General features: G+C 67.6%; 30 protein-coding genes and 1 pseudogene. 15 read left to right on the top strand and 16 right to left on the bottom strand.

Translation table 11 applies throughout. The features are described 5' to 3' along the window. Positions 1-692: 692 nt before the first annotated feature. A complete protein-coding gene (locus ABD743_RS04975) occupies positions 693-1022 on the top strand; it encodes a peptidase inhibitor family I36 protein (RefSeq protein ID WP_344719324.1) in 330 nt (109 codons plus the stop codon). A 378-nt stretch (positions 1023-1400) separates the two neighbouring features. Here ABD743_RS04975 and ABD743_RS04970 read toward each other — a convergent pair whose 3' ends face one another. Then, the gene (locus tag ABD743_RS04970; protein ID WP_344719322.1) at positions 1401-2942 is read right to left on the bottom strand and encodes a GMC family oxidoreductase; all 1542 of its coding nucleotides are present in this window, start codon (positions 2940-2942) and stop codon (positions 1401-1403) included. A 630-nt stretch (positions 2943-3572) separates the two neighbouring features. Here ABD743_RS04970 and ABD743_RS04965 point away from each other — a divergent pair. Together ABD743_RS04965 and ABD743_RS04960 are read left to right on the top strand one after the other, a co-directional pair. Further along, positions 3573-4547, top strand: coding sequence for a helix-turn-helix domain-containing protein (locus tag ABD743_RS04965; protein WP_344719321.1), 975 nt, complete (start codon positions 3573-3575; stop codon positions 4545-4547). Positions 4548-5073: 526 nt separating this feature from the next. Continuing rightward, entirely contained in the window at positions 5074-6078 is a 1005-nt protein-coding gene (locus tag ABD743_RS04960) for an FAD-dependent oxidoreductase (protein ID WP_344719537.1), read from the top strand. 29 nt (positions 6079-6107) lie between these two features. On the opposite strand, the gene ABD743_RS04955 is transcribed toward ABD743_RS04960, so the two are convergent. Beyond that, a complete protein-coding gene (locus tag ABD743_RS04955) occupies positions 6108-6623 on the bottom strand; it encodes a 2'-5' RNA ligase family protein (RefSeq protein ID WP_344719535.1) in 516 nt (171 codons plus the stop codon). A gap of 172 nt (positions 6624-6795) precedes the next feature. On the opposite strand from ABD743_RS04955, the gene ABD743_RS04950 reads away from it, so the two are divergent. The 4 genes from ABD743_RS04950 to ABD743_RS04935 all read left to right on the top strand — a co-directional run bounded on the left by ABD743_RS04950 (position 6796) and on the right by ABD743_RS04935 (position 10173). Then, positions 6796-7041, top strand: coding sequence for a hypothetical protein (locus ABD743_RS04950; protein ID WP_344719320.1), 246 nt, complete (start codon positions 6796-6798; stop codon positions 7039-7041). A gap of 226 nt (positions 7042-7267) precedes the next feature. Then, on the top strand, positions 7268-8509 hold the full coding sequence (locus tag ABD743_RS04945) for an alpha/beta hydrolase (RefSeq protein ID WP_344719318.1): 1242 nt from the start codon (positions 7268-7270) through the stop codon (positions 8507-8509). Positions 8510-8538: 29 nt separating this feature from the next. Further along, positions 8539-9129: an NUDIX hydrolase gene (locus tag ABD743_RS04940; protein ID WP_344719316.1), complete on the top strand. Its 591-nt coding sequence runs from the start codon at positions 8539-8541 to the stop codon at positions 9127-9129. A gap of 207 nt (positions 9130-9336) precedes the next feature. Beyond that, complete coding sequence (locus ABD743_RS04935) at positions 9337-10173, top strand: LLM class F420-dependent oxidoreductase (RefSeq protein WP_344719315.1); 837 nt, start codon at positions 9337-9339, stop codon at positions 10171-10173. A 102-nt stretch (positions 10174-10275) separates the two neighbouring features. On the opposite strand, the gene ABD743_RS04930 is transcribed toward ABD743_RS04935, so the two are convergent. Beyond that, positions 10276-10776, bottom strand: a complete 501-nt coding sequence (locus ABD743_RS04930) for a DUF3291 domain-containing protein (protein WP_344719313.1) — start codon at positions 10774-10776, stop codon at positions 10276-10278. Between the two features lie 254 nt (positions 10777-11030). On the opposite strand from ABD743_RS04930, the gene ABD743_RS04925 reads away from it, so the two are divergent. After that, positions 11031-11618: an AAA family ATPase gene (locus tag ABD743_RS04925; RefSeq protein ID WP_344719311.1), complete on the top strand. Its 588-nt coding sequence runs from the start codon at positions 11031-11033 to the stop codon at positions 11616-11618. 6 nt (positions 11619-11624) lie between these two features. Here ABD743_RS04925 and ABD743_RS04920 read toward each other — a convergent pair whose 3' ends face one another. After that, a complete protein-coding gene (locus ABD743_RS04920) occupies positions 11625-12113 on the bottom strand; it encodes a cupin domain-containing protein (RefSeq protein WP_344719534.1) in 489 nt (162 codons plus the stop codon). 447 nt (positions 12114-12560) lie between these two features. Here ABD743_RS04920 and ABD743_RS04915 point away from each other — a divergent pair, with 447 nt between their 5' ends. The 3 genes from ABD743_RS04915 (at position 12561) to ABD743_RS04905 (ending at position 15331) form a co-directional block, all read left to right on the top strand. Next, positions 12561-13412 carry a dienelactone hydrolase family protein gene (locus ABD743_RS04915; protein ID WP_344719309.1) on the top strand — a complete coding sequence of 284 codons (852 nt, stop codon included), beginning with the start codon at positions 12561-12563 and terminating at the stop codon, positions 13410-13412. Between the two features lie 251 nt (positions 13413-13663). Further along, positions 13664-13816: a hypothetical protein gene (locus tag ABD743_RS04910; RefSeq protein WP_344719307.1), complete on the top strand. Its 153-nt coding sequence runs from the start codon at positions 13664-13666 to the stop codon at positions 13814-13816. Positions 13817-14083: 267 nt separating this feature from the next. Then, on the top strand, positions 14084-15331 hold the full coding sequence (locus tag ABD743_RS04905; protein WP_344719306.1) for an epoxide hydrolase family protein: 1248 nt from the start codon (positions 14084-14086) through the stop codon (positions 15329-15331). A 23-nt stretch (positions 15332-15354) separates the two neighbouring features. On the opposite strand, the gene ABD743_RS04900 is transcribed toward ABD743_RS04905, so the two are convergent. The 4 genes from ABD743_RS04900 to ABD743_RS04885 form a co-directional block, all read right to left on the bottom strand. Next, positions 15355-16737 carry a PQQ-dependent sugar dehydrogenase gene (locus ABD743_RS04900; RefSeq protein WP_344719305.1) on the bottom strand — a complete coding sequence of 461 codons (1383 nt, stop codon included), beginning with the start codon at positions 16735-16737 and terminating at the stop codon, positions 15355-15357. Between the two features lie 99 nt (positions 16738-16836). Continuing rightward, entirely contained in the window at positions 16837-17736 is a 900-nt protein-coding gene (locus ABD743_RS04895; RefSeq protein WP_344719303.1) for an EamA family transporter, read from the bottom strand. A gap of 75 nt (positions 17737-17811) precedes the next feature. Beyond that, positions 17812-17934, bottom strand: a complete 123-nt coding sequence (locus ABD743_RS04890) for a hypothetical protein (protein WP_344719301.1) — start codon at positions 17932-17934, stop codon at positions 17812-17814. A 75-nt stretch (positions 17935-18009) separates the two neighbouring features. After that, entirely contained in the window at positions 18010-18579 is a 570-nt protein-coding gene (locus ABD743_RS04885; protein ID WP_344719299.1) for a TIGR03086 family metal-binding protein, read from the bottom strand. Positions 18580-18938: 359 nt separating this feature from the next. Between ABD743_RS04885 and ABD743_RS04880 the strand changes: the two genes are divergently transcribed. Further along, entirely contained in the window at positions 18939-19550 is a 612-nt protein-coding gene (locus tag ABD743_RS04880) for a hypothetical protein (protein WP_344719297.1), read from the top strand. A gap of 55 nt (positions 19551-19605) precedes the next feature. Here the strand turns inward: ABD743_RS04880 and ABD743_RS04875 are convergent, their stop codons facing one another. Together ABD743_RS04875 and ABD743_RS04870 are read right to left on the bottom strand one after the other, a co-directional pair. After that, positions 19606-20286 (bottom strand): response regulator, encoded by a 681-nt coding sequence (locus ABD743_RS04875; protein ID WP_344719295.1) that lies wholly within the window; start codon positions 20284-20286, stop codon positions 19606-19608. A 25-nt stretch (positions 20287-20311) separates the two neighbouring features. Further along, on the bottom strand, positions 20312-21502 hold the full coding sequence (locus tag ABD743_RS04870; RefSeq protein ID WP_344719293.1) for a sensor histidine kinase: 1191 nt from the start codon (positions 21500-21502) through the stop codon (positions 20312-20314). 338 nt (positions 21503-21840) lie between these two features. On the opposite strand from ABD743_RS04870, the gene ABD743_RS04865 reads away from it, so the two are divergent. Next, the gene (locus ABD743_RS04865; protein WP_344719291.1) at positions 21841-22218 is read left to right on the top strand and encodes a DUF6223 family protein; all 378 of its coding nucleotides are present in this window, start codon (positions 21841-21843) and stop codon (positions 22216-22218) included. Between the two features lie 81 nt (positions 22219-22299). Here ABD743_RS04865 and ABD743_RS04860 read toward each other — a convergent pair whose 3' ends face one another. Beyond that, a complete protein-coding gene (locus tag ABD743_RS04860; RefSeq protein WP_344719289.1) occupies positions 22300-22785 on the bottom strand; it encodes an SRPBCC family protein in 486 nt (161 codons plus the stop codon). 3 nt (positions 22786-22788) lie between these two features. Next, the gene (locus ABD743_RS04855; protein ID WP_344719287.1) at positions 22789-23142 is read right to left on the bottom strand and encodes an ArsR/SmtB family transcription factor; all 354 of its coding nucleotides are present in this window, start codon (positions 23140-23142) and stop codon (positions 22789-22791) included. 147 nt (positions 23143-23289) lie between these two features. Here ABD743_RS04855 and ABD743_RS04850 point away from each other — a divergent pair, with 147 nt between their 5' ends. Further along, on the top strand, positions 23290-24030 hold the full coding sequence (locus tag ABD743_RS04850; protein ID WP_344719285.1) for a class I SAM-dependent methyltransferase: 741 nt from the start codon (positions 23290-23292) through the stop codon (positions 24028-24030). A gap of 146 nt (positions 24031-24176) precedes the next feature. Here ABD743_RS04850 and ABD743_RS04845 read toward each other — a convergent pair whose 3' ends face one another. Next, positions 24177-24467 (bottom strand): DUF1330 domain-containing protein, encoded by a 291-nt coding sequence (locus ABD743_RS04845; RefSeq protein WP_344719284.1) that lies wholly within the window; start codon positions 24465-24467, stop codon positions 24177-24179. Positions 24468-24557: 90 nt separating this feature from the next. On the opposite strand from ABD743_RS04845, the gene ABD743_RS04840 reads away from it, so the two are divergent. Next, the gene (locus ABD743_RS04840) at positions 24558-24851 is read left to right on the top strand and encodes a hypothetical protein (protein ID WP_344719283.1); all 294 of its coding nucleotides are present in this window, start codon (positions 24558-24560) and stop codon (positions 24849-24851) included. A gap of 80 nt (positions 24852-24931) precedes the next feature. Here the strand turns inward: ABD743_RS04840 and ABD743_RS04835 are convergent. The 3 genes and pseudogenes from ABD743_RS04835 to ABD743_RS04825 form a co-directional block, all read right to left on the bottom strand. Further along, positions 24932-25192, bottom strand: a pseudogene (locus ABD743_RS04835) (VOC family protein); the annotation flags it as partial. Between the two features lie 82 nt (positions 25193-25274). Further along, positions 25275-25871, bottom strand: a complete 597-nt coding sequence (locus tag ABD743_RS04830; RefSeq protein ID WP_344719280.1) for a TetR/AcrR family transcriptional regulator — start codon at positions 25869-25871, stop codon at positions 25275-25277. 345 nt (positions 25872-26216) lie between these two features. Further along, the gene (locus tag ABD743_RS04825; protein WP_344719278.1) at positions 26217-26870 is read right to left on the bottom strand and encodes a TetR/AcrR family transcriptional regulator; all 654 of its coding nucleotides are present in this window, start codon (positions 26868-26870) and stop codon (positions 26217-26219) included. Positions 26871-26881: the final 11 nt, after the last annotated feature.

Below are 26881 nucleotides of genomic sequence, written 5' to 3'. Positions count from 1 at the left end.
TTGGCACGCGCGACCCGCTGCGGAGTGATGACTCACCCCAGCGCCGGGACTGCTACCGACGGATGGGCCGACGTCGCGCCACGGCTCTACGCGCACGCCGCCGTCGCGCAGTGGGATCCGGCCGCTGCGGTCGACTGAGACGTGAGCGCCTTCTTCAAGGCGGGGGCAATCCTCCGTGCTGCGACCCGCGCGCCGACGGCTCTCCGCCACGGAAGAGTTCACGCGCCCCGAGATGAACGCAGAACCGCCCGCCGATGAGCAGATTGGTGAACAGTCACGGATCGCTTCACCACGGCCGGCGTCCTCGGCTCCGAGCATCGCCTGTCCGCGCGTCGAATCTCTTTGTTCAACCGATCTTCGGGATGTGTTCAACCAGATCTGTCATCAGAATTCTCGCGGGAACGCGGTGAACGCCGACGACAGGGCGCGGGGTCGGCAGACATTAGGGCGAGATGGCCGGATGCGCAATCTCTCCCATTATTACCTTCGTCATACCCGGGCTTCGAACCTGCACCGGAAGGGCCCCCGTGTGGTCGGTGTATCGGCCGGCGCAGAACGCGGCGGCGCCACATGGGAGGAATGACATGTCTGGAAGTTCGGTTCGACGGGCTCTGAGTGTCGGCGCAGCCGGTACCGCACTGGCGTTTGCGATGACTCTCGGTGGATCCATCCCCGGAATAGCGTCGGCCGCCGTGCCCGCCGCAGCCCCGTCGACTGACCTGGGTGAGTCTGCCGCCCAGTCTGCCGCCCGTGGAAATCCCGGCGAATTCGACGTCTTCGACGACTTCAACTTCCAGGGCCGCACCACAAATCTGGGAAACGCGTCCGGAAATTTGACCGGCAACTGGTTCTCGTCTGCCGTCAACAACACGCGACAGGCGATGTGCCTGTACGCCAGCCCTGGATTTCAGGGGTTCTTCGTCTTTCTTCCTCAGAACGGGGGGTTCGTTGACAAATTCGACCCCCAGGCCAACAACATGATCTCATCGGTGCGGCCCTCGCCGGACGGGACCAACTGTTAGGACCTGTTCCGGCACACGGGACAGCGCACACCGGGCCTCGACGTCCGCCCGGCCGTGTGGTTCGAACATTGCGGGTGAGAGGTAGCGGCTCCCCAAGCCTGGAAGCGCCCCGACCGGGAGCGGTGAGGCCGCTACCGAGCCCAGTACCTGTATCACTGCCCCGCGCGGCGTCCGCGGCGAGCGGATCGGGTGTGAACGGCTCAGTCGAGTGCGTTGCCACCGTCGCCGCGTCGTCACGGGCATCTGGCCGCGCTGGATGATCGCCAAAGTCAGGGAATGAGGACCGGAGCTGGACCGGCGGAGCGGTTCTGCAGGTCGAAGTGAGCACACGCCAACTCGGCCAGACGATACCGGTGGAGGCCGGCCGCCGGCCTCACCTCAGTGTGCCGTTGTTTGGGCGCGCAAGAGCTCGGCAGCGCGTTCGGCGATTCCGTAGACCGTGGCGTTGGTGTTGGCGTTGACCGGGGACGGCATCACCGAGGCGTCGATCACGCGCAGTCCCTCGATTCCGCGCACCCGCAACTCGGTGTCGACCACGGCGTGGTCGTCGGTGCCCATGCGGCAGGTGCCTGCGTAGTGGAAGTAGGTGTGCACGCTGCGGCGTACGTAGTCGCGCAGCTGGTGGTCGTCGTCCCAGGCTTCGGGGCCGGGTTGAGCTTCTCCGTCTCGCCACGGTGCGAAGGCGGGTGTGTTCGCGAGGTCACGTGCGGCGCGCAGGCCTGCCACTGCGGCGTCGAGATCGCGGCTGTCGGTGTAGTAGCCGGGGTCGATCAGTGGGGCCGCGTCGGGGTCGGCGCTTGCCAAGCGCACCGAACCCCGGCTGAACGGCGCCAGAATCGCGACCACCATGGTGTAGCCCGCACCTCGCTCGGGGCTCGGGACGGTGTCGCCCAGCATTGGTGCGATCGCGCAGAACAGCTGCACGTCCGGCCAGGCGGCGTCGGTGGTGGTGCGGATCGTGCCCTTGGCTTCGCCCCCGCCGTTGCCCACGCTGCCCAGGATGGGCTGCCGTGACCGGTACACCACGCCGGTCATCGGGTGGTCGTGCAGGTTCGCGCCCACCCCGGGAAGGTCGCCGACGATCGGGATCCCGGCCTCGCGCAGGTGCGACTGGGGGCCGAGGCCGGAGCGCAACAGCAGCTGGGGTGAGCCGATCGCGCCGGCGGCCAGCACCACGTCACGGCCGCTGTTCACGCGGACGACCTGCGAGTCGACGCTGTACTCGACTCCGGTGCAGCGCTCGCCGCTGACGATGAGCCGGTGCACCAGCGCGTCGGTGACGAGATCGAGGTTGGGCCGTTGCAGTGCCGGGGTCAGGTAGGCGTCCGCCGCGCTCAGCCGCCTGCCGTCGAGGATCGTGAACTCCGCCCAGCCGAATCCTTCCTGCACACCGCTGTCGATATCGTCCACGGCCGGGTAACCGACCTGCCCGGCCGCCTCCAGCATGGTCTGCGACAGCGGGTGCGGCGGGGACACCCGCCACAACCGCAACGGACCGCCTTGGCCCCGCAGGGCGGGGTCGCGGCCCTCGACGTGCTCACTGCGTTTGAAGTACGGCAGCAGGTCGTCGAACCCCCATCCCCTCGCCCCGGCAGTGACCCACGCGTCATAGCTCGCCCGGTGGCCTCGGATGAACGACATCGCGTTGATCGCCGAGGACCCGCCCACACCGCGACCGCGCGTCAGCCGCACCCGCGGGCTACCCGGCACGCTCACCGACACGTCGCCCCAGTCCATCGAGGTGCCCGCCAATGACGGCCAGGCCTGGGGGTCGGCGGCGGCGGGCAGCGGATCCCGACTCCCTGCCTCCAGCAGCAGCACCCGCGTGCCGGCATCCTCGGTCAGCCGGGACGCGAGCACGCAACCGGCGGTACCGGCACCCACGATCACGAAGTCGTACGAATCCGAACGAGCAGTCATCAACCGACCTTCCATGGAGATGCACAGGGCACCGTTGTCCCCGCTCTTGCTACCGGAGAAATCTCGGACTGGGGGGAGTCAGAACTGACCAGTCGGCCGATGGCTGCCAGGAAACCGCAGCCGCTCCACCTGGATCGGCCCGACCCCATCTCGGGTGAAATCAGTCACGATTGTCGCTTCTCTCTCCAGCTCGCGTGCCGTCTGTGAACTGCGCGCGGATCGGACATGTCCGGGATGCACATCCGTCTCACGATCGCCGATGATGAGACCGTCGCGACGGCTTGCGGGCGGCTGGCATGAACGTTTTTCCTGATGCTCCACCGGGTCACCCGAGTTGACCGCACCCGGCCGTCTCGGCGCGGGCGTTTCCTCGTCGGCGGGGAGGCATTTCCTCCTCGAGTTCTGCGGCCTCCCGGCGCCGGGGACCCTTCGGCTGCGCCGACGGGCCGCTTGGGCCACGCGTCGCGCAGGGTGGCGCATCCGCTCGATGTCCGCAGCCCGAGCGCAAGCCTGAACGGGGTCGGGTCGGCTGATCGAATAATCTTTCGTCGGCGTCTGGAGAATGTCGCTATCCACGCAAATCGGAGTGGATAGCTGAGACCTCTAACGGTGCGCGCTAACCTCGGGTACGTGCTGATTCATGAGTTCTCCGGTGGGGAGTCCTCGGACGTCGTCAGTAAGCTCTTCATACCGGCGATCTCTCGGATGGGTCCCGACTCTCGCGGGCGGGTGGCGTTGCAGGAGCTGGACAACGGGCTGACGCTCTCGCGGTCGCATTGGGGAGGGCCGAGGTCGACGGAGCGGACCGACCGGATGGCGGCGAGGGCGTCGGACGGTAGCCGGATGTTGTTCGCCGTGCATGTGGCCGGTCGGAGCGATCTGTTCCAGCGCGGCCGTTTCGCCGAGTTAGCGGCCGGTGCGGGGGTTCTGATCGAGGCGCGTAGTCCCTTCCGGTGGGTCACGCAGGCCGAGACCCAGCGGTTGACGCTGCGTTTCTCCCGCGAGCTGCTCCCACTCCGCGCCGCCGAGATCAATGAGGCCTGTGCGCGCAGGATGGAGCCCGCGGCGCCGGCCATGCAGGTGCTGTCCGACTACCTCGGTCGGTTGTTCGACGCCGCCGAAGGCCTTACCGCGCCGCAGCGGCTGGACGCCGGGCGTGTCGCGATCGATCTGCTCGCCATGGCGCTGCGGGGCGTCGTCCCCTCGGTTCCGGGCGGGGATGGCTCCGCGGCGGTGCTGCTGGAGATGATGCGTCGGCATCTGCGCGAACACCTGGCTGATCCGCACCTGCGGGTCGAGGAGCTGGCGCGGCGGCACCACGTGTCGGTCAGTCACGTCTACACCCTGTTCGAACGGATCGGATCCACGCCCGCTGCGTACCTGCGCGAGCAACGGCTGCTCGCGGCCCAGGCGATGCTGTCCGACCCGAGGCGCGAGTGGCTCACGACGTCGGACATCGCGGCTGAGGTGGGGTTCGGCGACCGCAGGACGTTCGAGCGGGCATTCCAGCGGCAGTACGGGATGACGCCCAGATGCTGGCGCCGTGAGCATCGCCACTCCGGGTCTGCTCCGGGAAACCTCAAGGAGGAAACGCCTCGCCGCTGACGAGGAAACGTCCGCGCCGAGTTGGCCGCCCGGTGCCGTCAACTGGGGTGAGAACTCCGAGGTGAGAAAGAACGAAAAGGAGAACGCACTCATCGTGGCCCTGCTCGCTGCCACCGCCATATCGGTCTGCTGCTCACCCGCTGAGCGGCCGGCAATCGATACGTGGGGCACAGCACCGGGATGCCGACGCCCACTTGCTCGGGCGTCGTAGATCGACGTGCCCTCCGGGACCGTGATCTCGTTGCCTCCGCAGGCGGCAGAAGATCGGTGCCGAAGGGGGTGATCTCCCCCTGCTGCGATGTCGAGAGGAAAAGTGTTCCTGCTTCTGCAGCGGACATATTCCACGCTCCGTGCTGGATTGACGATCGCCGACGAACTGCGCGCGCCGACGCCGGCGGCAAGTTCACATAATCTGGTGCTGTGGGGATGTGAACGGAGGTCGGTGAGCGCCGTACGTTCGTATGCGGGGCGTGGCAGATTGACGACCAAAGCGACAAGGACGGTAGTCGGGGAAGGCTTGGCGGACATGCGCTCAGTGGTGATCGGTGGTGGTATCGGTGGGGCAACCGGGGCGCTCGCCCTTGCCGCGATCGGTGTCGAGGTCGAAGTCCATGAAGCCGGGGCGCGGCCCGTGGAGGACTGGGGATGGGTCACGCTCGGGCCCGCTGCGATGACCGGGCTCGATCAGGTGGGTGTCGCCGACAGCGTGCGGGCCGTCGGCTTCCCCATTGCAAAGGTGCGCACCGTCGACGTCGCTACCGGCGCAGTGTCGGAGTTTGCGCGTTCTGAACCCACGCATCGGTACCCGAGCACCCACGTGTGGCGACAGGACTTGGTGTCAATTCTGCGGGATCAGCTGGACAAGCTGGGCATCACCTGCCATTACGGCAGCGCTGCAACCGCAGCCGATCTCAACGCGGACTTGATCGTCGGTGCGGACGGAGCCCGTTCAGCAACCCGCCGCTCGATCGGCAACCTGGTCGAACCTGCTTACACCGGCGAGATCATCCGTTACGGCCACCACCCCCGCTCGGTAGCCGGACTACCGACCGGCGTGCTGCACTTCTGGCGACACCGCAACGGTGTTGCCGGCTACGTCGGCGACGCACGCGACGGCTCGTTCTGGTTCTGCCGCCACCAGAGTGACAGCCCCACCGCGACGATCGAACTGCCGACGATGATCGCCCCGCTACGAGACACGCCCGTGCATTCCGTGCTCGACAGCTCTTCGGTGAGCCGCCCGATCGCGCTCTACGACCTCGACCCCACCGACGTCTGGCACCGCGGCCACACGGTTGTCATCGGCGACGCCGCCCATGCGCTGTCCCCGGCGGCCGGTCGGGGCGCGACCTCATCCATCGAGGACGCCATCATCCTGGCCAGATACCTGCGGCAATCCCAGTTCGCCGTGCGTCAGGCCCTCGAGTCCTTCACCAGCAACCGCCGCCCCGTCGCACTCGCCGCCTATCGCCCTTCGCCTGGACAGCGCCCTATCGCGGCGACCGCCGAGGACCTCGATTTGACCAGGTAGAGCACCGTCAACGCGGCCTGCATCGCCACTCATCCCAGAGGTAGTTCAGCCACGCTGCGCCATGCCCCGGGCGTGGCCGAGCCCTGGAACAGGTGCGCCACCTGCACTGACGCTGTCACCGGCAGTCGTCTGGAGACCGCGTCACCCGCGGCGGACAACGCGTCGAGGGCGGCATCGTCTCCGATGGTCAGATGAGGCACCGGCGTGTCGAACGCTCCGCCGTAGGGCGGGCATTCTGGAAACGCAGACCACACGGCGTCGATCAACGCGCGGAAGCCGTCGGCCGGATGTGGAGCAAGCCATACGACGGTGTCGGCGAACCAGCGCACCTCCGGAAAGGAGACGTCGAAGCGCGGCACAGATCGAACCGCATCGCGCAGCCGCCGCAGCTCGTCGAGGCCGAGACGATCGGGAGCAAGGAATGGGTAGATGACGGTCACGTGCGCCGGCACGCCCCATCCAGCAGAGCGATCCAACGAGGCGCGAAACTCGCCGACCACCGGCTCGGCCTCTGGCACCGGCACGATGACTGCACTCTCGCTCATGTCCACTCAACGATCATCCGAGGGGTCCGGCAGGGCGGCCACCGAATTGCACCGCGGACTTCGGCGGGCGTCGCCGCGCGGAGATCACAGTCAACCCGGGGGAGGAGTGGCAACGCAACGTTGTCACAACCAGATGCGGGGGATCAGCGAGTTCGTCGCCTACCGTGAGGTGATGGCGGCTATCGAGGACGAACGACGCCCAGACGGGTACCCGGCGAATTGGCCTCAGCCTGAGCCACCCCTCGAGGCAGCGGTGGGGCAGGTCGCTCAGGATGTTGCCGCCGTCTATGAGGCCGGCGGCTTCCGCGTCGACCTCTTCGACCTGGACACGGACTGGAAGGCCAGTCTCGACCTGCGCGGGGACCGCATCCGCATCTGGCACCGAGACGGACGCGTCGTGTCGGCGCGTCAGTGCTGACCGGCTGATTCGAGGGCGGGTCAAGCGTGTGGAAGCGGAGATGGCCGCGTGAGGCGGGGCTGAAACGGTGGTGACAGCGCGAGTGGCAGTCGCGACATCCCCTGTCACTCAACCGCAGCTGACCTAGGCGAACAGGAGTGACAGCGTCCGGCTCCGCGGGCACGCGAGATCGTCGAAGCGTTTCCGCCCCACGGATCATCGGTTGACACCGGCCCTGAGGCATCTCATGATCATGGTTGTCCGCAGTGGAACATCGGCCGTAATACAACAAGATCGCGGAACGGATTCGCCCCGCTTTCCCCGGGCGCCCCGATCCGGCCCCGAAGGACTGCCTCGCCGGATATTGGTCCGGGCACAAGGATGTGGAGGTGTTCGTATGGCGCTGATTCGTTCACGGGCGCTGCTGGCGGCAACCTGCTCCGCGGTTCTCTTCGCCCTTTCTGCATGCGGGAGCTGGTCATCGCAGGCCCAGGAGCCGGAACCGCAGGCTGCCGCACCGTCCGCCGGTGCGGGCAAGCTGGAGCGCGTCAAGGTGCACGGAAAGTCGCTCGAGGGCAACCTGATGGGCGAATCGGCCGACCCCGATGTGTCGATCTACCTGCCGGCGAGCTACGCCACCGATTCCGATCGCCGGTATCCGGTGGTTTATCTGCTGCACGGATACACCGGGACGGACCTGTCCTACTTCGGTCCCGGCGGCCGCCAGTTGGACCAGATCGCCGAACGCGTCTTCGCCAACGGCAGCGCGCAGGAGATGATCCTCGTGATGCCCAACTGCATGAACGCCTACGGCGGCTGCATGTACTCGAACTCGGTGACGGCCGGCGACTGGGAAACGTACGTCGCCGACGATCTCGTCAGCTATGTCGACCAGAACTACCGCACGATCGCGACGCGTGCGAGCCGTGGGCTCGCGGGCCATTCGATGGGCGGCTACGGGACGATCCGGATCGGTATGAAGCGCCCCGACGTGTTCAACGCGCTCTACGCGCTCAGCTCCTGCTGCCTGAACGAAGGCACCATCCGCCCTCCGGCCGGCGGTGTGACCCCGCTGGCCGAGTCGATCAAGAGCCCCGAAGAAGCACAGGGCAATCGCGATGTGATGGGCACGCTGGCTCGAGCCGCGGCATGGGCGCCGAACCCGAAGAATCCACCGTTCTTCTTCGACCTGCCGACGAAGAACGGTGAGGTGCTGCCGGACGTTGCCGAGAAGTGGGCGGCGAACTCGCCGGTCGCCATGCTCGACCAGTACGCCGGGAACCTCAAGAAATACAAGGCGATCGCGCTCGACATCGGGCTCCAGGACAGCCTGCTCGCCAGCGACCAGGTCTTCGTCGACCGCCTCAACCGGTTCGACGTGCCGCACACCTTCGAGACCTACGAGGGCGACCACAACAGCGGGGTCCCGCAGCGCCTCGAGGAGAAGGTCCTGCCGTTCTTCTCCCAGCAACTGGCGTTCGGCTCGTAGCAACGTCCTGGCGCACCTGCTGGATAGTGATGCTGGTGCGGGGGATGAGTTTCCGGCTGGCGGCGTACGCCGTGTGCGTCGAGGACGGGCGTGTGCTGCTCGCCCGTCATGTACCACCGATGGGCGAGAGCAGCTGGACCCTTCCGGGCGGCCAGGTCGAGCACGGGGAGGATCCGTTCGATGCGGTGATCCGGGAGGTCGTCGAGGAGACCGGCTGCGACGCAGTGGTTGAACGCCTGCTGGGCGTGGACTCCAGAGTGATCCCCGCGGCCACCGCGCGTGCGAGGGTCGAGCACCAGAATGTCGGCATCTTCTACCGAGTCCGTATCACTGGTGGCCAACTGCGGCCTGAGCCGAACGGTGAAATCGTTCGAGTCCGTCTGGACCCCGATCCTCGATGTCGCTTGCCGGCGCCGGTTATCGCTCGTCGACGTCGGCCTGCACCTGGCACAGACCGTTCCGGCGACCGGCCACGTCGCTCCCGTCCCTGTCGGCGGCTTGATCCAGCATTGAGGCCCGATCACAGGGTGCGGGCGAGCCACTGCACTGGCCGAAGTCCCGACGCTTCACTTTTCGCCCATAGCAACCTTTTGTACACGATGCGAAGTGCAGTGAAATAGCTAACTTGCAATGGGGAAGTTACCTGGCTACGGTCGTCGTCATGGCCGGACAGACGAGGGTGACCGTCCCGGCGCACACCGTGTCGCGGGCGATCGTTCGCAGCCCGGACGGCATTCTCCGTCTCTTCGCAGGTCGGCGCGATAGCCGCCGCTCCTGTTGCCGGAAGCGAGTCGTCGAGCCCTGACATGTCTCGAGAGTGAGGAAATATGAAGTTTGGCATCACGTTGTTTGCCACCGACGAGGGAATCGAGCCCAGCGAGCTCGGGAAGGCGGTCGAAGAACGTGGGTTCGACTCGATTTGGTTTGCCGAACACTCGCACATTCCGGCGAGTCGAGAAACTCCCTTCCCGCTCGGCGGCGACCTCCCTCGCGAGTACTACCGCGCCTATGACCCGTTCGTCGCCTTGGCGAGCATATCCTCCGTTACGGAACGAATCCTACTCGGCACGGCGATAACGCTGATCATTCAACGCGACCCGATTCACACCGCAAAGGTTGTCGCAACGCTTGATCAAGTATCCGGTGGCCGAGCGGTGCTCGGCGTCGGCATCGGCTGGAACATCGAGGAGATGCGCAACCACGGCACGGACCCGAGTTCCCGAGGGCGGTTGGCCGACGAGCGGCTGGCGGCCATCCGTGAGATATGGACCAAGGAAGAAGCCGAATTCCATGGGTCGCTGGTCGACTTCGACCAGATTTTCTCTTGGCCCAAACCGGTGCATCGGCCCCATCCTCCGGTCTACGTCGGGGGCAACAGTGCCGCTGCCGTCGCCAGGGCCATCCGCCATGACGCAGGCTGGCTTCCCTTCTCGGTCTCCGAGCCGCAGCTCGTCGCTCAGCAGCTGGCGATGGCTGAGCGGGCTGAAGACGGCAGCGGCACGCCGATTACCATTACAAGCTTCGACCCGAGCAATCATGCCGTGCTGTCCGCGTATATGGAGAGCCGAGTCGAGCGGATATTGTTCCTTCTTCCGACAGGACGGGAGAGCGAAACACTGCATCGCCTGGACAGGCTGGCCAGCCAGATCGAGTCCATGCAATGAGGGCTCCGTAAGGATCAGGCATGCCGCCTTCCGGGACGCGGGCCGGCCTCGCCGATTCGTTCACGACACCCCGGCCCCGACGGAGTCTGTTAAGCGCAGGGGTCAGGCTCGGCAGTACCAGTCCTCCTGGCCGCCAAGTGAGTCCTGGGCGGCGTCCGGGGCGGGGAACGGCGCGCGGAACGTGAACGCCCATGCCGACGGTCCATGCTCCCGCAGATGCGCAAGCCTCTCTTCCGCCTCCTCGACCGTCGGCCGATGGCCTTCCGGCACCCACCACAGGACCTGATGAGCCTGCCCGAGCCGGCTGAACCCCTCACGCTTGCGCCGTAGCACCGAGAGATGAGCAGGGTCCCGGTACACGAAGTCACCCAAGGCTTCGAGCGAAGCCCACACCGTCAAGTTGACGATCAGTCGATCGTCGCCGAACGCGCGAACGGCAGTGGCATCGCCATCCTCGGTCTGCAGCCGCCAGCGGAAGCCCGGGGCCGCGTCGGCAACGGCGTTGACCGGAACCAGCGCGTCCACGAACCACTTCAGCTCCGGCTCGGTCAAGGGCACCACAGGCAGCGCGATGTTGACCTGAGCGATCTCCCAGTTCGTCATGATCTCGGAAGCTAGACGTCGAATCGACCGATCGCCAGCTTCGGGAGGAACTACGCCTGTCTCCGCCCGCACCCGGCACCGCTTCGGAGATCAGGGGACGCGCCACCACGGGCCATCGTCCGAGGTCAAGAACGACCCGCGCACGGACGCGGACCGCTGGAGCAGTCTTCGGTCGCAGGTCAGAGCCGATATGACAGCGGTATGTCAAGCTGCCGTCCACGGCCTGATAGCCACTGGTTCTCGCGTGCGCGGGCGTGGCCTGGTTGCCTGGCCGGGTGACGTCGCTTCCCACGCTCGTCGTCGTGAGCGGTCCGCCTGGGACTGGCAAAACCACGCTTGCTCATGCGATAGCCCGCGCGGTGGGCTGTCCGGCGATCTGCCGCGACGAGATCAAGGAGGGCATGGTGCACGCCACTCCTGGGTTCATCGCGAGCGATCGTGACGAGCTTGCGATGCGCACGCTTCCGACGTTCTTCGCCGTGATTGAGCTCCTGCTGAAAGCCGGCGTGACGATCGTGGCGGAGTCGGCGTTCCAGGACAGATTGTGGCGGCCCGGCCTGGAGCCTCTCCAGAGACTTGCACGGATTCGCGTCGTCCACTGCACCGTCCCCGCGGAGGTCGCGCTGGAGCGGAGGATCCGACGAATCGCCGAGGATCCGTTGCGGCGCGCCCACGACGCCTCCCGCCCCGTCGATGCGGCCGTGGAGGCATTGCGTCACGACGCGTTCGACCGAGTTTCGATCGACGCTCCGTGGGTGGAGGTCGACACCACGGACGGCTACGAGCCCGGACTCGAGACGATCGTCGGCTTCCTCGGTCCCGGTCTCGTTCAGGTGGGGTGAGGGGCGCTACTTGTCTCCGTCATTCAGGATCACGGTCGGCGGAGTACCTTTCGCCTTCACGTAGAAGACAGCCAGTTTCGCGGGCTGCGTCTCACTGGCATTGCGACTCACGATGTGCACATCCGTCGGTGATTCGTAAAAGACGCCGCCGGTGTTGACGGTCTGGGGGCTGCCGCCCTTCAGTTGCGTCACGACGCTTCCTTCGAGCACGTAGACGAAAACATCGGAATTGTGCCGATGCACCTGGGAGGTTTCGCCTGGGGCGAAATCGACGATTTCGATCATGCCTTCCTTGCCGGGCAGGTCGGGAAGCTCTTGGGTCATCAGACGTGTCACTGTCCCCGCTTTCGTGTGACGGACCCCGTCCTGGTCATGGGCACTGTCGGGCGCGTGGGCGGCACTGCTGGGTGCTTGGGCGTTGTTGGACGCTTGGCCACTGCTGCACGCCAGTACGCTGCTGAACGCCAGCACGGATACCAATCCCATCTTGACCATCTTGTTCACGTCCTGCTCTCCTTCTGTCGGATTTCTACTGTGAATGTGGGTGTTCGGGTTTCGGTGTGTCGCTCTGCGGATCATGGCCTTGTAGGCCGTCGGGCACGCTTCATTCAGTTCGTGCGCGGTGCGTGGTCCGGGAGATATTCGTATCAACCCGCGCGTTGTTCGTTGTCACGCCCGCGACGCTACGTGCCCGTGGTGCTGGGATCTGGGACATTCCCACGACGGATTACTGGGCCAATTTCGCCGCCGGTCGCCGCGTTCGGTACCGACATCTGATGCCCTCATGGCTCGCCGTACGCCTGCCGGATGCGCCCACCTGAGACGTCAACAGATCGTCTCGCTCACGCCTCCGCCGACGTGCCAGAGTGGTGATTCGGGGCGCACGGTCGATCAGGGACTGTTCCGTCGATATTGCACAAGCGGATATCGCGGAGCAGTCCGATGGAGACGGTTCTCCGCGAGCTACTCGGCTCGCCGATCAATCAGCTGAGCCCTGCCATCCCACGCCGGGACCGTGACGACCGAGGGAGACGTGCTTTCGTGCGTTATGACGCCGTGCTCGCCGAAACGGTGGGTATCCAGGGTGCCGACAACGACGAGATCGAGGCCTACGCGGCGCGCCCCATGGACCGCCGAAGTCGCGGAGGCGTGCTGGTGATTCACCACATGCCCGGCTACGACCGCGAGACCAAGGAGATCACGCGGCGGTTCGCCGTCATCGGCTACAACGCCATCTGCCCGAACCTCTACAGCCGCGAGGCACCCGGTGTGGAGCCCGACGACGCCGCGGCCACGGCTCGGGCGCAGGGCGGCGTGCCGGACGTGCGCTTCGTGGGCGACGCCGCGGGTGCGGTGCGCTGGCTGCGCGCCCAACCCACCTCCAACGGCAAGGTCGGCACCATCGGCTACTGCGCCGGGGGCCGCCAGGCGTTCCTGACCGCCCTGGAGCTGGATATCCAGGGCGCCGTCGACTGCTACGGATCCTTCGTCGTGGGCACGCCGCCCGACGGTCACGCGCTGCAGGTCCAGCCGCTCGCCGGCCGCGTGGCCGAGCTGCGCGCCCCGGTGCTCGGGCTCTTCGGTAGCAGGGACACCTATCCGTCGGCGGATGAGGTCGACGAGCTGGAGAGGCTCATGCAGACCCACGGCAAGGAGTACGAGTTCCACCGCTATGACGAGGCGGGGCACGCATTCTTCTCTGTCGACATGCCGCTATACCGCCCAGCGTCCGCGATCGACGGATGGGAGCGCGTGGAAACCTTCTTCGGCAAGCACCTGTCCGGGAAGGACTGAGCCCGCTATGCGGCTGCCCGTGGCAGTGGAGCACCACTGAGCAGCATCCCCCGCGGAGGCCTGGACCAGGGGCCACGCCCGGACGGACCGGTCGCCGAGGTCCGATCCGGGCTCGCTGCATGCCGCCCGCGCCGCCCAGTGCCTCGGAACGGTGAGGTGGACGTGGAGGTGGCAGATCAAAGGGTGATCGCCGGGCAGAAAAACCGTGCGGTCTCCGGGCGGCTCACCAACCGTCCCGTACGGCCGTGGAGATGGGTCTCGACGGATCGGACGGGGACGCGCTCGGCACCGCACATCCCAGCGCGAAGACGGCGCTCGCCGCGGCGAGCACGACGTGCTGGGGTGACCAGCGCCGCCGGGCACACGTGGAACGTGGCTCCGACGACGTCGGGTTGGATGGATGATCGCGTGGCACGTAGTCACGCTAGGTGCGTATTGCCGGCCTTCGCGCCCGACGAGTGACGCCGTCTCTGTACGTCACAGCGGAAACGATGCCGCGCTGACGCCGCTCATCTCCGATGGGTGAGGCCATCAGCCGGCGCCGCGGGGACGCTGCACCCAGAAGGTGCCCGATTCGGCCTCCCGCGGATGCTGCACGGCTTCGGCGCGCGACGGCGGAAGAGCTCGAAGTCCGGGCGGGAGCCGTCATGGCCGCGCGGACCTTCCCGGGGTTGCACCCCGTCCGGGCGGCAGCTCATCAGGTCGATCAATCCGCGGAAAGGAAGAGATCGATGTCCAGAGCAACTGAAGTCCGCCCCTTCCGTGTCGATGTTCCGGAAGAGGAACTGGTCGATCTGCGCCGGCGCCTCTCGGCGACGCGCTGGCCCCAACGCGAGACCGTGGTAGATGCCTCGCAGGGCGTGCAGCTCGCGACGATGCAGGAACTCGTGCGCTACTGGGCCGGCGACTACGACTTCCGCAGGCTCGAGGCGAGGTTTGACGCACTGCCTCAGTTCATGACCGAGATCGATGGGCTCGACATCCACTTCATCCACGTCAAGTCACCGCACGAGAACGCATTGCCGCTCATCATCACTCACGGCTGGCCGGGCTCGGTCATCGAGATGTTGAACGTCGTCGGCCCACTCACCGACCCGACGGCACACGGCGACGACGCGGAGGACGCGTTTGATGTGGTGGTTCCGTCGATGCCGGGCTACGGGTTCTCAGGCGAGCCGACCGCTACCGGCTGGGGCCCGGAGCGCATCGCTCGAGCCTGGGCCGAGCTGATGAAGCGCCTCGGATACACCCGCTACCTCGCCCAGGGCGGCGACTGGGGTGCGCTGATCACGGACCTGATGGGTGCGCAGGCTCCTCCGGGGTTGCTCGGCATCCACTCCAACATGCCCGGCGCGCTCCCACCTGACGTTTCGAAGGCACTCGTGTCCGGGGGCCCGGCACCAGTCGGCCTGTCAGCCGAGGAGAACCGCGCGTGGGAGCAGCTGAGCTTCTTTTTCGCGAAGGGCATCGGATACGCGACCGAGATGGGACTACACCCGCAGACGCTGTACGGCCTCGCTGATTCGCCCGTCGCCCTCGCCGCCTGGATGATCGACCACGACGCGCTAAGCTACGAGGACATCGCACGGGCCTTCGAAGGCGACCCCGTAGGAAACCTCACACGAGACGAGATCCTCGACAACATCACGCTCATGTGGGTGACGAACACAGGGGTTTCCTCGGGTCGTCTCTACTGGGAGAACAAGCTCGGCTTCTTCGATGTCAAAGGAGTCACCATCCCGGCCGCGGTGAGCGTCTTTCCCCGAGAGCTCTATCAAGCGCCGCGGAGCTGGGCAGAGCAGGCCTACTCGAACCTCATCTACTTCAACGAAGTCGACCAGGGCAACCACTTCGCGGCCTGGCAGGAACCGGAGCTCTACACGACCGAGGTACGGGCCGCGTTCCGGTCACTGCGTTGATCACCGGTCACGATCTCGCGGTACTACTTCGTTTTCGGCGTGAGGCGGTAGATCGCGCCGGAGTTGTCGTCGCTGACGTAGAGCGCGCCGTCGGGCCCGATCACGTTGTCGACCGGGCGGCCCCAGCGATCGCCCTTGGCGTCCTGGAAGCCGCCGAGGATGGTCTGGGGCGCGCCGAGCGTCTTGCCGGTCGCGTCCCACGGCATCCAGACGACCGCGGGCGCGCGCGGCGGCTGCGCGTTCCACGAGCCGTGTAGCGCGAGCACCGCGCCCTCGCCACGGTCGGTGCCCAGCGTGCCGGCGGGCAGGAAATGCAGCCCGAGCGGTGCGCTGTGGGCCGGGATCCCGCGCTCGATCGGCGTCAGGCCCGTGCAGCTGCGGACCTTTCCATCGGGGTTGTTCTGCGCGTCGGGCGTGTACGGCGGATCGGTCTCGTCCAGCGCGGTGCCCGCGACACCGGGATCGACGTCGGGATCCGGGTTGCAGGTCGGCCAGCCGAGGTCGCGGCCCGGCGTCAGGCGCGCCACCTCCTCCGGCGGATGGTCGGTGACGTAGCCCGTGATGACCTTGCCGAACGCGTCGGGCTGGCCGCCGTAGGCGCGGTGGAACGGGTAGGCGATGTTGTCGCGGTTGTTGACCGCGACCCAGAGCGACCCGTCGGGCGCGAACGCCAGGCCCTCGCCGTTGCGGATCCCGCGCGCGAAGATGCGTAGCTTGCCGGTGTCGGGATCGACGGTGGCGACGGTGCCGCGTGGCGGGTTCATCTGCTGGTCGGCGGGGCCGGCGTTCGTCGAGCTCGGCAGCGGGAGGTAGAGCGTGTGGTCGGGCCCGACGACGATCGACTTCAGGCGGTGCACGTCGTCCCCGCCGGGCTCGAGGTCGGGCAGGTGATCGACGACCGTCGTACGGGTGCCCGGGCCTGCGGCCGACCATGGGTAGCGGTCGAGCCGATCGGACTCGATCACGTACAGCACGCGTTGGCCGTGCCAGGTGTCGAAGGCCAGACCCTGCGGCTGGGTCAGGCCTGCCAGCAGGACCCGCTGCTGCGGCACGGCGCTGGGATCGCTGCCCGGGCTCAGCAGCGACACGGTGCCGTCGTTGGGCTGGCTGACCAGCAGGTCGCCCGCGGGCGTCCACACCTCGTAGCGTGCGTTGGCGATGCGCGCCCACACCGAGGCGTTCCACCCCACCGGGACCTGGACGTCGTGTGGTGCGTCGAACGGCGGCGTCGCGTTGGCCTGGGGAACCGAGAGCTCGACCGACGTCGTCGCCGGGTCTGCAGTCAGCGCCGGGTCGGCGGCCGCCGCGGCCATGGCGCCGTTCGTGTTCGAGCCGCCGCCTGCGCAGCCGCTGACCACAACGGCCAGCACCGCTGCGGTGGCCAGCGCCGATCGCAGCGCTCTCATCGTCGGCAGGGTAGTCCCCGAACCGGGCGCGCGCGGGCGACCTCGTCGCCCGGCATTGCCGCGCTCCGATTGGATCAATGCGCCGCGGGGCGTTCCGCTTCACAAGTTGACCACGACGATGCCGGCTGCGACCACCGCAGCGGCAGCAGCACGACCGATCCCGAAGCGCTCACCGAGAAAGACCGTGCCGATGATGGCTCCGACGACGATGCTGGTCTCGCGTAGCGCCGCGACGGCTGCGGTCGCCCCGCTGGTCTGGGCCACGAGCACCAACCCGTACGCGGCGAGCGACATCACCCCGCCGCCGAGCCCCGCGATCAGTACCGGTCGTGCCAGGGTGAACAGGCCCTGCTTCCTGCGGGCCAGCGCTATCGCCGGCATCACCGGGCCCTGGAGCAGGAACATCCACGCCGCGTAGACCAGCACCGGTGTCGTGCTGACCGCCGCGGCGTCGACCACGGTGTAGCCGGCGATGCAGACCCCCGTGGCCACTGCGGCACCCAACGCGGGCAGCGCCGCGCGTGAGAGACGGCCTCCGTCGAGCGCCAGACTGATCAGTCCGAAGGAGATCACGGCGATCCCGACCAACTGCACCACCGGCGGGACGTGACCCAGCGCCACCTCGATCATCGCGACCACCCACGGCGCGGTCCCGCGCGCGACCGGGTAGACGTGGCTGAATTCGCCGAGTTGGTAACTCGCCCACAGCAGCAGGTTGTAGACCACGTGAAGGACGGCCGAGGCCAGGATGAAGGGCCATGCCGCGGCGGGCGGCAGGCCCAGCACCAGCACGGCGCCCCCACAGATCACGACGTAGGCCGCCCCGATCAGCGCGAACCCCACGAGACGGTCGGGAACGCCATGGGCGACGGCATTCCATACCGCGTGCAGGAACGCGGCCAACAGCGTGAGTGCGACGACACCGGCGGACAGCGCGTGGCCATCGCCGAGGGCAGGAACAGCAGTCGAGAGGGGAAGGACAGCAACATCAGCGGCCACCGAGGAGGCTCCTTGGCGTCGGTGCCATCCGAAGATGGGCACGTCGAACACGGAGCCCTCGGGGTTTTTATCCCGTCAGGTGTCGACCGGCCCCGACCCGACGGTCGGGCGGCCGTGGCGCCGCTCGGTCCAGACCCCGACCACCCTGGTTGTGGGCTGGTAGGCAGGCAGCAGGCGGAACCCTAGGCGCAACCACATGCTGTCCGAGACCCTACTCGGACGGCATGCCCGCCGCCGACGCGTTCAACGCGTCGATTTCTGTGTGAGCGACGCTCAGCGTGGGTCGCGGCCGATGAAGGCGAGCATCCTGGTCTGCACGTCGGCGTCGTCGGGGACGTCGACCTTGGGCCCGTACTGCCCGCTCGAGCGCAGCAGGTCATCGAGGGGCTGCATTCCTTCCAGCAGGAATGCGCAGCGCTGAGGGTCGAGGGTCTCGTCCTGACCGGTGGCGCGGGCGAGGTCCCAGCTGTGCATGAACACGTCACTGGTGAAGAACCGTGAGATCGCCGTCGGCAGCGCTACCTCGCCGATGTGCGGGTTGACCAGCTTCTTGTCGGCCGAGGCAGGGTCGTCGAGGACGGCCTGGACGCCGTCGCTCATGGTGCGCCAGGCGGAGACCGGATCCTCGTCGACGCCGGGCCCCTGCGGCAGCGTGACGCCTGCGCCGGCGGCCAGGAATCCGGGGAACCACTCGACAAGGTGACCCACAACGTCGCGGGCGGTCCATTCGGGGACGGGGGACTGGCGATTCCACGTTGCATCGTCGGGCACACCCTCGACGAGTTTGGTGAAGCGGTCGGCGATCTCGCGGTACTCGTCGGCGGGGGTCTGGTTCGCGATCACGACGTCGTCTCCCTTGGAGAGGGCCGGTGGGTGCGACGGGCGACGCCCGTTCGCGTGCTGTCACAGACACGACCACAGCCCCGTGCTCAAATCATCGGTCGAAGGCGTGATGGATCAGCCGACACGTGCCTCCTGCGGCCGGGCGCTGCCCGGACCGACACCGCTCGGAGATCACGGCGTTACCGACGACGCCGGGTGACCCCCGATCCGGGCCCTTGTGGGTCCCAGCCGCCGCGAGCACGCTGGTCCGTCGCGCACCTCGCAGCACTCCTGACGAGACGTGCGCAGGCGAACACTCTCGAAAGCAGGACTCGTTTCGCTCGGTCGGAGGGGGGACGGAACAGAGAAGGGGCACCGACATGTTCGCTCGATACACCACACTGCGAGGCGATCGCGACAAGATCGAGGCCGCGATCGAGTATGTGGATGGAGAGGTCAGGGCTGCCGTCGAAGCGACACCGGGCAACCGTGGTTTCGGGGTGGCTGCCGATCCCGCCGGCGGCTTGCTGATCGGCGCATCCTATTGGGACAGCCGCGAATCGATGATGAACGCGGAGTCCGCACTTGCCGAGTCACGGGCGCGTGCCGCCGACATGGCCCGCGCCGAGATGAGCATCGAGCGCTTCGAGGTGGTGGCCGGCTTCCGGCGCTCCATCCCGGCCAGAGGCGCCCTGTTACGGCTTTCACGGTTCCTGGTGGAGCCCGCCAGGGTCGACGAGGCGATCACGAACATGCGCGAGGGAGCAGTGCCCCGGGTCAAGAGCGCCGATGGTGTGTGCAGCTTCCAGTTGCTGTTCAACCGCGACACCGGCCACGGAATGGTCGTATCGAGCTGGGAGAACCTGACGGCCGCCGACGCGTTCTGGCCCGTCGCGGAGCAGTTGAGGGCCCGAGCGACCGAACACGCCGGCGTCCAATTCCTCGACGTCGAGAACTGCACGGTGATTCGCACCTCGGTGCGACTCGACTGAGAGCTCCAACGGATCCAGCAGCCGCAACGGCCGCATCCTCACTGGCCGCCGGCGGTCATGGGGCGGGGGCGGGTGGTTCGGCGAGGCGGTGTCGGTAGGCCAGGACCACCAACTGAGCGCGGTCGCGCGCGCCGAGCTTGGTCATGGCGCGGCTGACGTGCGTCTTGGCGGTGGCGTGGCTGATGGTCAGCGTCGTAGCGATCTCGGTGTTGCTCAGTCCCTGGGCGACCAGTCCGACGATCTGCCTTTCGCGGGTGGTGAGCTGGGCCAGTGCGCGAGCGTCGATTCGCGGAGTAGGGCTTCGGGCGGTGAGCTGGGCGATCAGCCTCCGCGTCAGCCCGGGGGACAGGAGTGCTTCGCCGCCGGCGACCACACGGATACCGCGCAACAACTGGACGGATTCGGTGTTCTTGATCAGGAAGCCGGCGGCGCCGGCGCTCAGCGCATCGATGACGTACTCGTCGTGGTCGAAAGTGGTGAGGATGAGCACGTGGACGCCGGCGAGATCCGGGTCGGCGGCGATCTGGTGGGTGGCACTCAGGCCGTCGACGCCGGGCATCCTGATGTCCATCAGCACGACGTCGGGGCGGGTCTGCCGGGTCAGCTCCACCGCGGTGGCGCCGTCGCCGGCTTCGCCGACCACGATCATGCCTGGCTCGGTGTCGACGAGTACCCGGAAGCCGCCCCGCACGAGGGCCTCGTCGTCGGCGATGAGCACGCGGATGGGTTCGGTCATCGGGTGACTCGGGCGCACGTCGACATCATCGCGGGTTCGGGATGGGCAACTCGGCGCGTACTTCGAAGCCGCCGTCGGGGTGGGGAGCGGCGGTGAGCCGGCCGGACAGCGCACGGGCACGCTCGCGCATCCCGTCGATGCCGTGTCCGCACGGGGTGTCCGCGCTGGTCGTGGGCCCGTCGTTGCGGATCCGGATGAGGAGCCGCGACGGTTCATGCGTGAGCGTCAGCTGGACGGTGTGGGCCTCGGCGTGGCGGAGCACGTTGGTCAGCGCTTCCTGGATGATCCGGTAGGCGGCCAGATCGACGGGGGCGGGCAGCGGCCGCGGCTCGCCTTCGACGTTCAGCTCCACCTGAAGGTTTGCGGCCTCGGCGGTGTGGAGCAGGTCGGTGAGCCGGTCGAGCCCGCCCCGGGGCGCGCGCGGTTCCTCCTCCACCGTCGGGGTGTCGGCACGCAGGATGCCGAGGATGGTCTTGACGTCGGTGAGGCCGTCGTCGCAGATCTTCTTGATCGCTGCGAGTGCGTCGCGGGCCTGCCCGGGGCGTTGCTCGATGACGTACAGACCTACTCCGGCCTGCACACTGATCGTGGCCATGGCGTGCCCGAAGACGTCGTGCAGCTCGCGTGCGATGCGCAGCCGTTCCTCGGCTGCAAGTAGGCGCGCCCGCTCCTCGCGTGTCTGGATTTCCCGAGCGAGCTGGGCGCGGGTGGCTGCGAGAACCGCCCGGTAGTACCCAGCGGCCGCGCCTGCGCTGCCCGCAGTGGCCACCAACAGCACCGCGAAGGGGACCACGCCGGCGGTCTCGGTGTCGCCGAGCACCAACCGGATCGCGACGATCTGGATCAGCGCGGTGAACGCGGCGCCCGCGAGGCCCCACCGCCACCCCCGATAGGCCGCGAGGGTGTAACAGCCGATCAGCGGGGCCAGGGTGACCAGACGCCCGGGATAGGCGCCGAGGAACCAGATGACGGAGACCGCATTGAGCACGGCCAACGCCGCGATCGGGTAGCGGCGGCGCACCGCGACCGCAGTTGCGACCGTCGCGCCCAGAGCTACCGCTCCGGCGTCCAGCGCGCGGGTATTTGCCACTACCGGGTCGACCCCGGCGAACGCGGCGGCGAGAAATCCCACCGCCACGCAAGCGCCGAGACTCGCGTCGGCCACCACCGGCGACAGCGCGCCGCGACGCACGGCCTCACGCATGGTGTTGACCATTCCGCCCTCGATCCGGGCACCCGTCGCCCGGCCCCATGTTCGCGGGTGCCGCCGTGGGTGCGCATCCACCGGGCGCGGTGTCTCGGCACTACCGCACCGGTTGAGAGCGTCTACTACCGGCGATCGACCGTACCCCGCGGGCATCAGCCGGGGAACACGACTGGCGCCCGATGCGCAGACGCCGCCCCCGCAACCACCATCGCTCTCGCTCACGCATCGCTGCACCGACCGCGCGACCGATCCGTGAATTCCAGGCCTGCCGCATTGAGAACCAGTATTCGCATCAGGCGTGGTGCATGCGCTGCCGGCACTCGTTTATCCGACCGAAGGGATCCTCGATGACTGTCCGTCAATTGCTTGTCGAACAGGCCGCGCACGTCTCCGTCGCCGTCGGTGGTTACGACATCGGCTCCGGGCGAACGGTGCCCACCGTAGCCGCCGTGCTGGCGTTGATCAGCGTGGTCGTCGGTGGGCTGGCACTGGCCCGCTCCGCCGGTCGCATCGGCGTCGGCAACGGGCGAGCCGGGGCCATCGTGGGCCTGGGGCTGGGACTGATCAGCGCAGCGATCGGAGGGCTGCATATGGCCAACTCTGCCGGTGGTCTCGGTACCGGCAACGGGCTGGCTGGAGCCATCGTGGCCCTGGTGCTGGGGCTGATCGGCATGATCATCGGTGGGCTGGTGCTCGTCCGCTCCCACCGCAGCGCAACATCCTGATCGTGGCATTGCCGCCGAACGCCACGGCGGCCGTCCGACCGGCTGTTCTCTGATCGAGACCGGCCGCCGCGGCCTGGCGCCTCAGGAGGCGAGGAACTCGTCGATCTGGTTGATCGCCCCTCTGGAGCCCTCGACGACGCCCATCTCCAATACCTTCTGCAGGCCTTCCACGGTGGCGTACGTAGCCACGTACGTCGCGTGCGTGCGGCCGTCGTGCTCGGTGAAGGTGTAGACGTTCGACGCGATCGGTAGGTCGGGGTTCGGGTTGAACTCGAGGTCGGCGAACCCGTCCTCGAACGAGAAGCTCCGCGGCTCGTCGACGGCCGTGACCGTCCAGTACCCGGCGAACTTCTCACCTTCCGGGCTGGTCATGAAGTAGTTCACCCGGCCGCCGGGGGTGAGGTCGTGCTCGACGACGGTCGCCGGGTGCGACGGCGGGCCCCAGACCTTCTCCAACTGGCGCGGGTCGGCGTAGATCTGCCAGACCCGCTCCACCGGGGCGGCGAACTCGGCGGTGATGGTCAGGGTGCGGCTGTCCAGATCGTGCTTGACGTCGGTGACGGGCATGGCTCAGTCCTCCTGGTCGGGGTGGGTTGTGGTGTCGAATGCGATCAGCTCGTCGATGCGTGCGATGCGGCCACGCCAGACCTGTTCCAGCTCGGTGAGCATGGACGCCACCGACCGCACCGCCGACACGTCGCCGCTGGCCAGCTGCTCGCGACCGTTGCGCCGCTTGGTGAGCAGGCCGGCCTTCTCCAGGACGGCGACGTGTTTCTGCACCGCCGCGAAGCTCATGTCGTACTTCGTCGCGAGAGCTGAGACCGAGTGCTCCCCGGCCAGCACCCTGCGCATGATGTCGCGCCTGGTCCGGTCGGCGAGTGCGTGGAACAGGGCGTCTGCCCGCTCCTCGTCGGTCTCGGTCACGGGCAAAATATACAACTAATCGGTTGTACGTTGTCAAGAGGTCGGCTCCCAGCGGTCGATCTGCCGACCGACAGCACGCGACGGCGCTGGATCGTGATGGCTCGAACCCCGTTGCGGCGGTTCGTCGCCCGCGGGAACGCTGTCGGCATGATCGATCGGCCGGCCGAGCACGACGCAGCAAGACACTGGGAAGAGGTCGCGAACGAGTGGACGGACTGGGCCCGAGCACCCGAGCACGACGCCTACTGGTACTACCGCGATGCCTTCCGGGAGTTCCTGCCCGGGCCGGGCGTCGCGACGCTGGAGATCGGCTGCGGTGAGGGCCGGATCGCCCGCGATCTCACCGCCCTGGGTCATCACGTCACCGCAACCGACATCTCGCCCAGCCTCGTCGCTGCGGCGGAAGCGGCAGGCTCCGAACAGCGCTACATGGTCGCCGACGCGACCTCGCTGCCGTTCGAGGACGGCGCGTTCGACCGAGTCGTTGCCTACAACATGCTGATGGACGTGCCGGACATGGCGGCCGCGGTGGCTGAAGCTGCCCGCGTGCTCGCCGACGACGGCGTCCTGACGATCTCGATCGTTCACCCCTTCGTCGACCGCGGCTCCTTCGCCGGCGTCGAACCCGACGCCCCCTTCGTGGTCCCCGGTACCTACTTCGGACGTAGCCATTTCACCGGCACGGAATCCCGAGCGGGCCGCACCATGCACTTTGCCGGGTGGTCATACCCTCTGGAGGACTACGTCGCCGCTCTTCAGGTCGCGGGACTTGCCATCACATCACTGCGTGAGCCCCGCCCGGCCCGCCTCAACGGGCACGACCCAGTCCGGGCGCGATGGGAACGCATGCCGCTCTTTCTGTGGATCAACGCCGTCCCGCGGAAGTAGGCACGGCCTTTCGGGAAGCCTCGTCCCGGCTGGACATTGGGCGCCGGCGCCGGCTTCAACGGCGAGGGGATTCCCATTGAGGGCAGCGCCGATGTGCACATGGTGAAGGCGTCGCACCGACCCTCGGCGAACCCGGTCGACTGTTCTCAGGCCAGTCCCTCGACCACGATCAGGCGGCCGACCGAGGCCCGCTCCCGGATCTTGAGCGCCTCCGCGTACTCGGCCGAGTGGTACCAGCGGCGTGCCGCGGCCGCGTCGGGGAACTCGAGGATGACGATCCTCGCCGGCGAAACGTCGCCCTCCAGCAGCTCGGTCTCGCCGCCCCGAGCGAGATACCGGCCGCCGTGCAGCTCGATCGAATTCGCCGCGATGGGTTTGTACTGCTCGTACAGCTCCGGGTCGTGCACCTGGATCTCCACCACGACATAAGCGGTCACGTCGCTCCTCGGCTCTCGATCGACTGCCTGCATCCCAGGTCTCGGCCCAATCCCAGATGCCGCGCCACGTCGACCCGGGACGATGGTCTCGTGCTGCCCGAACAGCTGGTGACCCGGATCAACCGGTTCAACGCCGCTCACGCCTGGAACCACAACAACTACTACCACCCCTGGGTCCTGCGGCAGCGCGAACATGGCGATCGGTCTGTATCGGAGCCGCAACCAGCGGCCGCGCCTCCCTTGCCGATGTCTGCGCCCATCACCCCGGCGAATATGACGCTCGCTGATATCCGGGACACGGCCGGCCGCCTGATCCCCGGATTCCGGCTCCGGCGGGGACTCTTCTGGCGTTACCTTCTCACGTTCACCGCACCACCGAGATGATGCAGCTTCCGATGATGGAAAGGTCGACCGGCGCCGTTCGCGATTATTGCCAAGGTGACGAAAACGCGAGCGCTCCGACTTCAGGCGCCTTGCCTGCTCCTATCCACTTCGCGCACCTGGCCGCTCGGTGTCGATGCCGCCTGAGAGGTGGCGAGGCAGAACGGGTGCCCTGCGGGATCGATGAGCACTCGGAAGCGATCACCACCGGGCTGCACCTCCGCGAGGCGAGCGCTCATCGAGCACAGGTGCGCCTCGGCCTCGTCAAGGTCGTCCACGACGAAGTCCAGGTGCAGCCGCCGGGCAGCGGCCGGGTCAGGACGAGCGCGGCAACCTCGCAGCGCGTGTGGTGACCTCGCAGCGTCCCGGCGTGCTGCGAGGACGCGCGACGGGCTGCGACGTCGCTGCGTCTGTTGCGGAACGGAGTCACTGCGATGTGCGGATGAGCAGCGGGCTCATGGCAGTGTCGAGCGAGTCTTGCAGCGGCGCCGGGTCACGTCTCAGGTGAGCGAGCATGATGCCGCCCTGCAACGCTGTGAGCAGGGAGAGAGCGGCCGCGGCAGGGTCGGTTTCCGGATCGGCCCGGCCGGTGCGCTGCGCTCGCGCCACGAGCCCGGCGATCGCGTCCTGCCACCGTGCGAACAGACCGGCAAGCGTGTCCTGGAGCACCTGGTCGCCGTCGGTCTGGCCGACGAAGGTGCCGAGAGGGCAGGTGCCGAGGCCGCTCGACCGGTGGGCGGCCAGCACTTCGTCGCGCCAGCGGCGGATGTCGTCGCACGTCTGGTCGCGCAGCGCCGGTTGCGCAGCGATCACGAGATCGAACTGGTGATGCAGCACGGCCACACGGAGGTCCTGCCGGCCGCCGAAGTAGTGGTACAGCTGCGACTTCCCCGCGCCGCTGGCCGCCAGGACGTCGTCCATCGATGGTGCGGCCAGCCCTCGCTCGTGCATGAGCTTCGCCGCCGCCGAGACGATCGCCATGCGGCTACGGCGCCCGCGTTCTGTTGTCGGCAGCGGCTTCATGTTTCTCCTCCTCGAGCAAAACTATCGCGGTGGCGGAGCCACGGCATGCCGTTGAACTCCTCGTCAAGGGCGGGGAGAAACGACGCGAGATCATTCATCTGCGCGGCGCCGTGATTCAGCAGAGCGACGCCCGAGCACGTCCGTGCCGGGTTCGGCCGAAGGTGCGCGGTTTTCGGGAGGGGCAGCCACGGACAAAGGCGGCAGATCCAGGTGCTTCGGGTGGTCGAGCAAGCACCGGCTGCGCATCTCGGCACCGCTGTCGGTGAGACGGACCTGGTGGACGACCCGGCCGAAGGTGACGGGCGCAACGCTGAGACCGTCTCAGGCAGATCCAGCTCGTGCGATCTATACGGGCTCCGCCCCGAAGGCGTGTAGGAAAGTGCTCACCGCCGCCCGCGTGACGGCCCACAGTTCGTCGTCCGGGACTCGCCGGGTGCCCAGCCGCGCGCGTGCCTCCATCGGACCGGTGAGCAGTGCCACGAACTGCTCGGCGGCCTGGGCCGGATCGAGTCGGCCCAGTCGGCCGGCCAGGGACAGGCGAGCCAGCTTGTCCGCCAGGGCATCCGTGACGCGATCCGCCGCGTGCCCACGGACGATGTCGATCAGGTCGGGGAACTGGGTGAGCTCGGCGTACAGGAGGCGCCGCAGCGCCCAGGACCGGTCGTCGCAGTAGCACTCGAGCATGTGGTGTCCCACGTCTTCGAGCATCGTCCTCACGTCGCCACCGGTGTCCTGCAACTGCTCGACCACGGCCAGGTGCTCGGCGAGCGCCCGGTCTGAGTCGGCTGCGATCGCCTGACGGAACAGGTTCTCCTTGTCGCCGAAGTGGTTGTAGACGGTGGGCTTGGCGACGCCGGCCGCGGCAGCGATGACGTCCACCCCGGCCTGGGCGTATCCCTCGCGCGAGAACACGGCGACCGCGGCGCTCAGGATCGCCTGCCGCTTGTCGATACGTCCGCGTGCGGCGTTGCGCCCGGACGTGGCTGAGGTTGTGCGCACTGCCAGATCGT

Origin of the sequence: Pseudonocardia yunnanensis (genome assembly GCF_039534065.1) — a bacterium.
GTDB classification, from domain to species: domain Bacteria; phylum Actinomycetota; class Actinomycetes; order Mycobacteriales; family Pseudonocardiaceae; genus Pseudonocardia; species Pseudonocardia yunnanensis.
The sequence above is the reverse complement of the archived record's forward strand: the minus strand, read 5'-3'. Positions and strand labels throughout refer to the sequence as shown.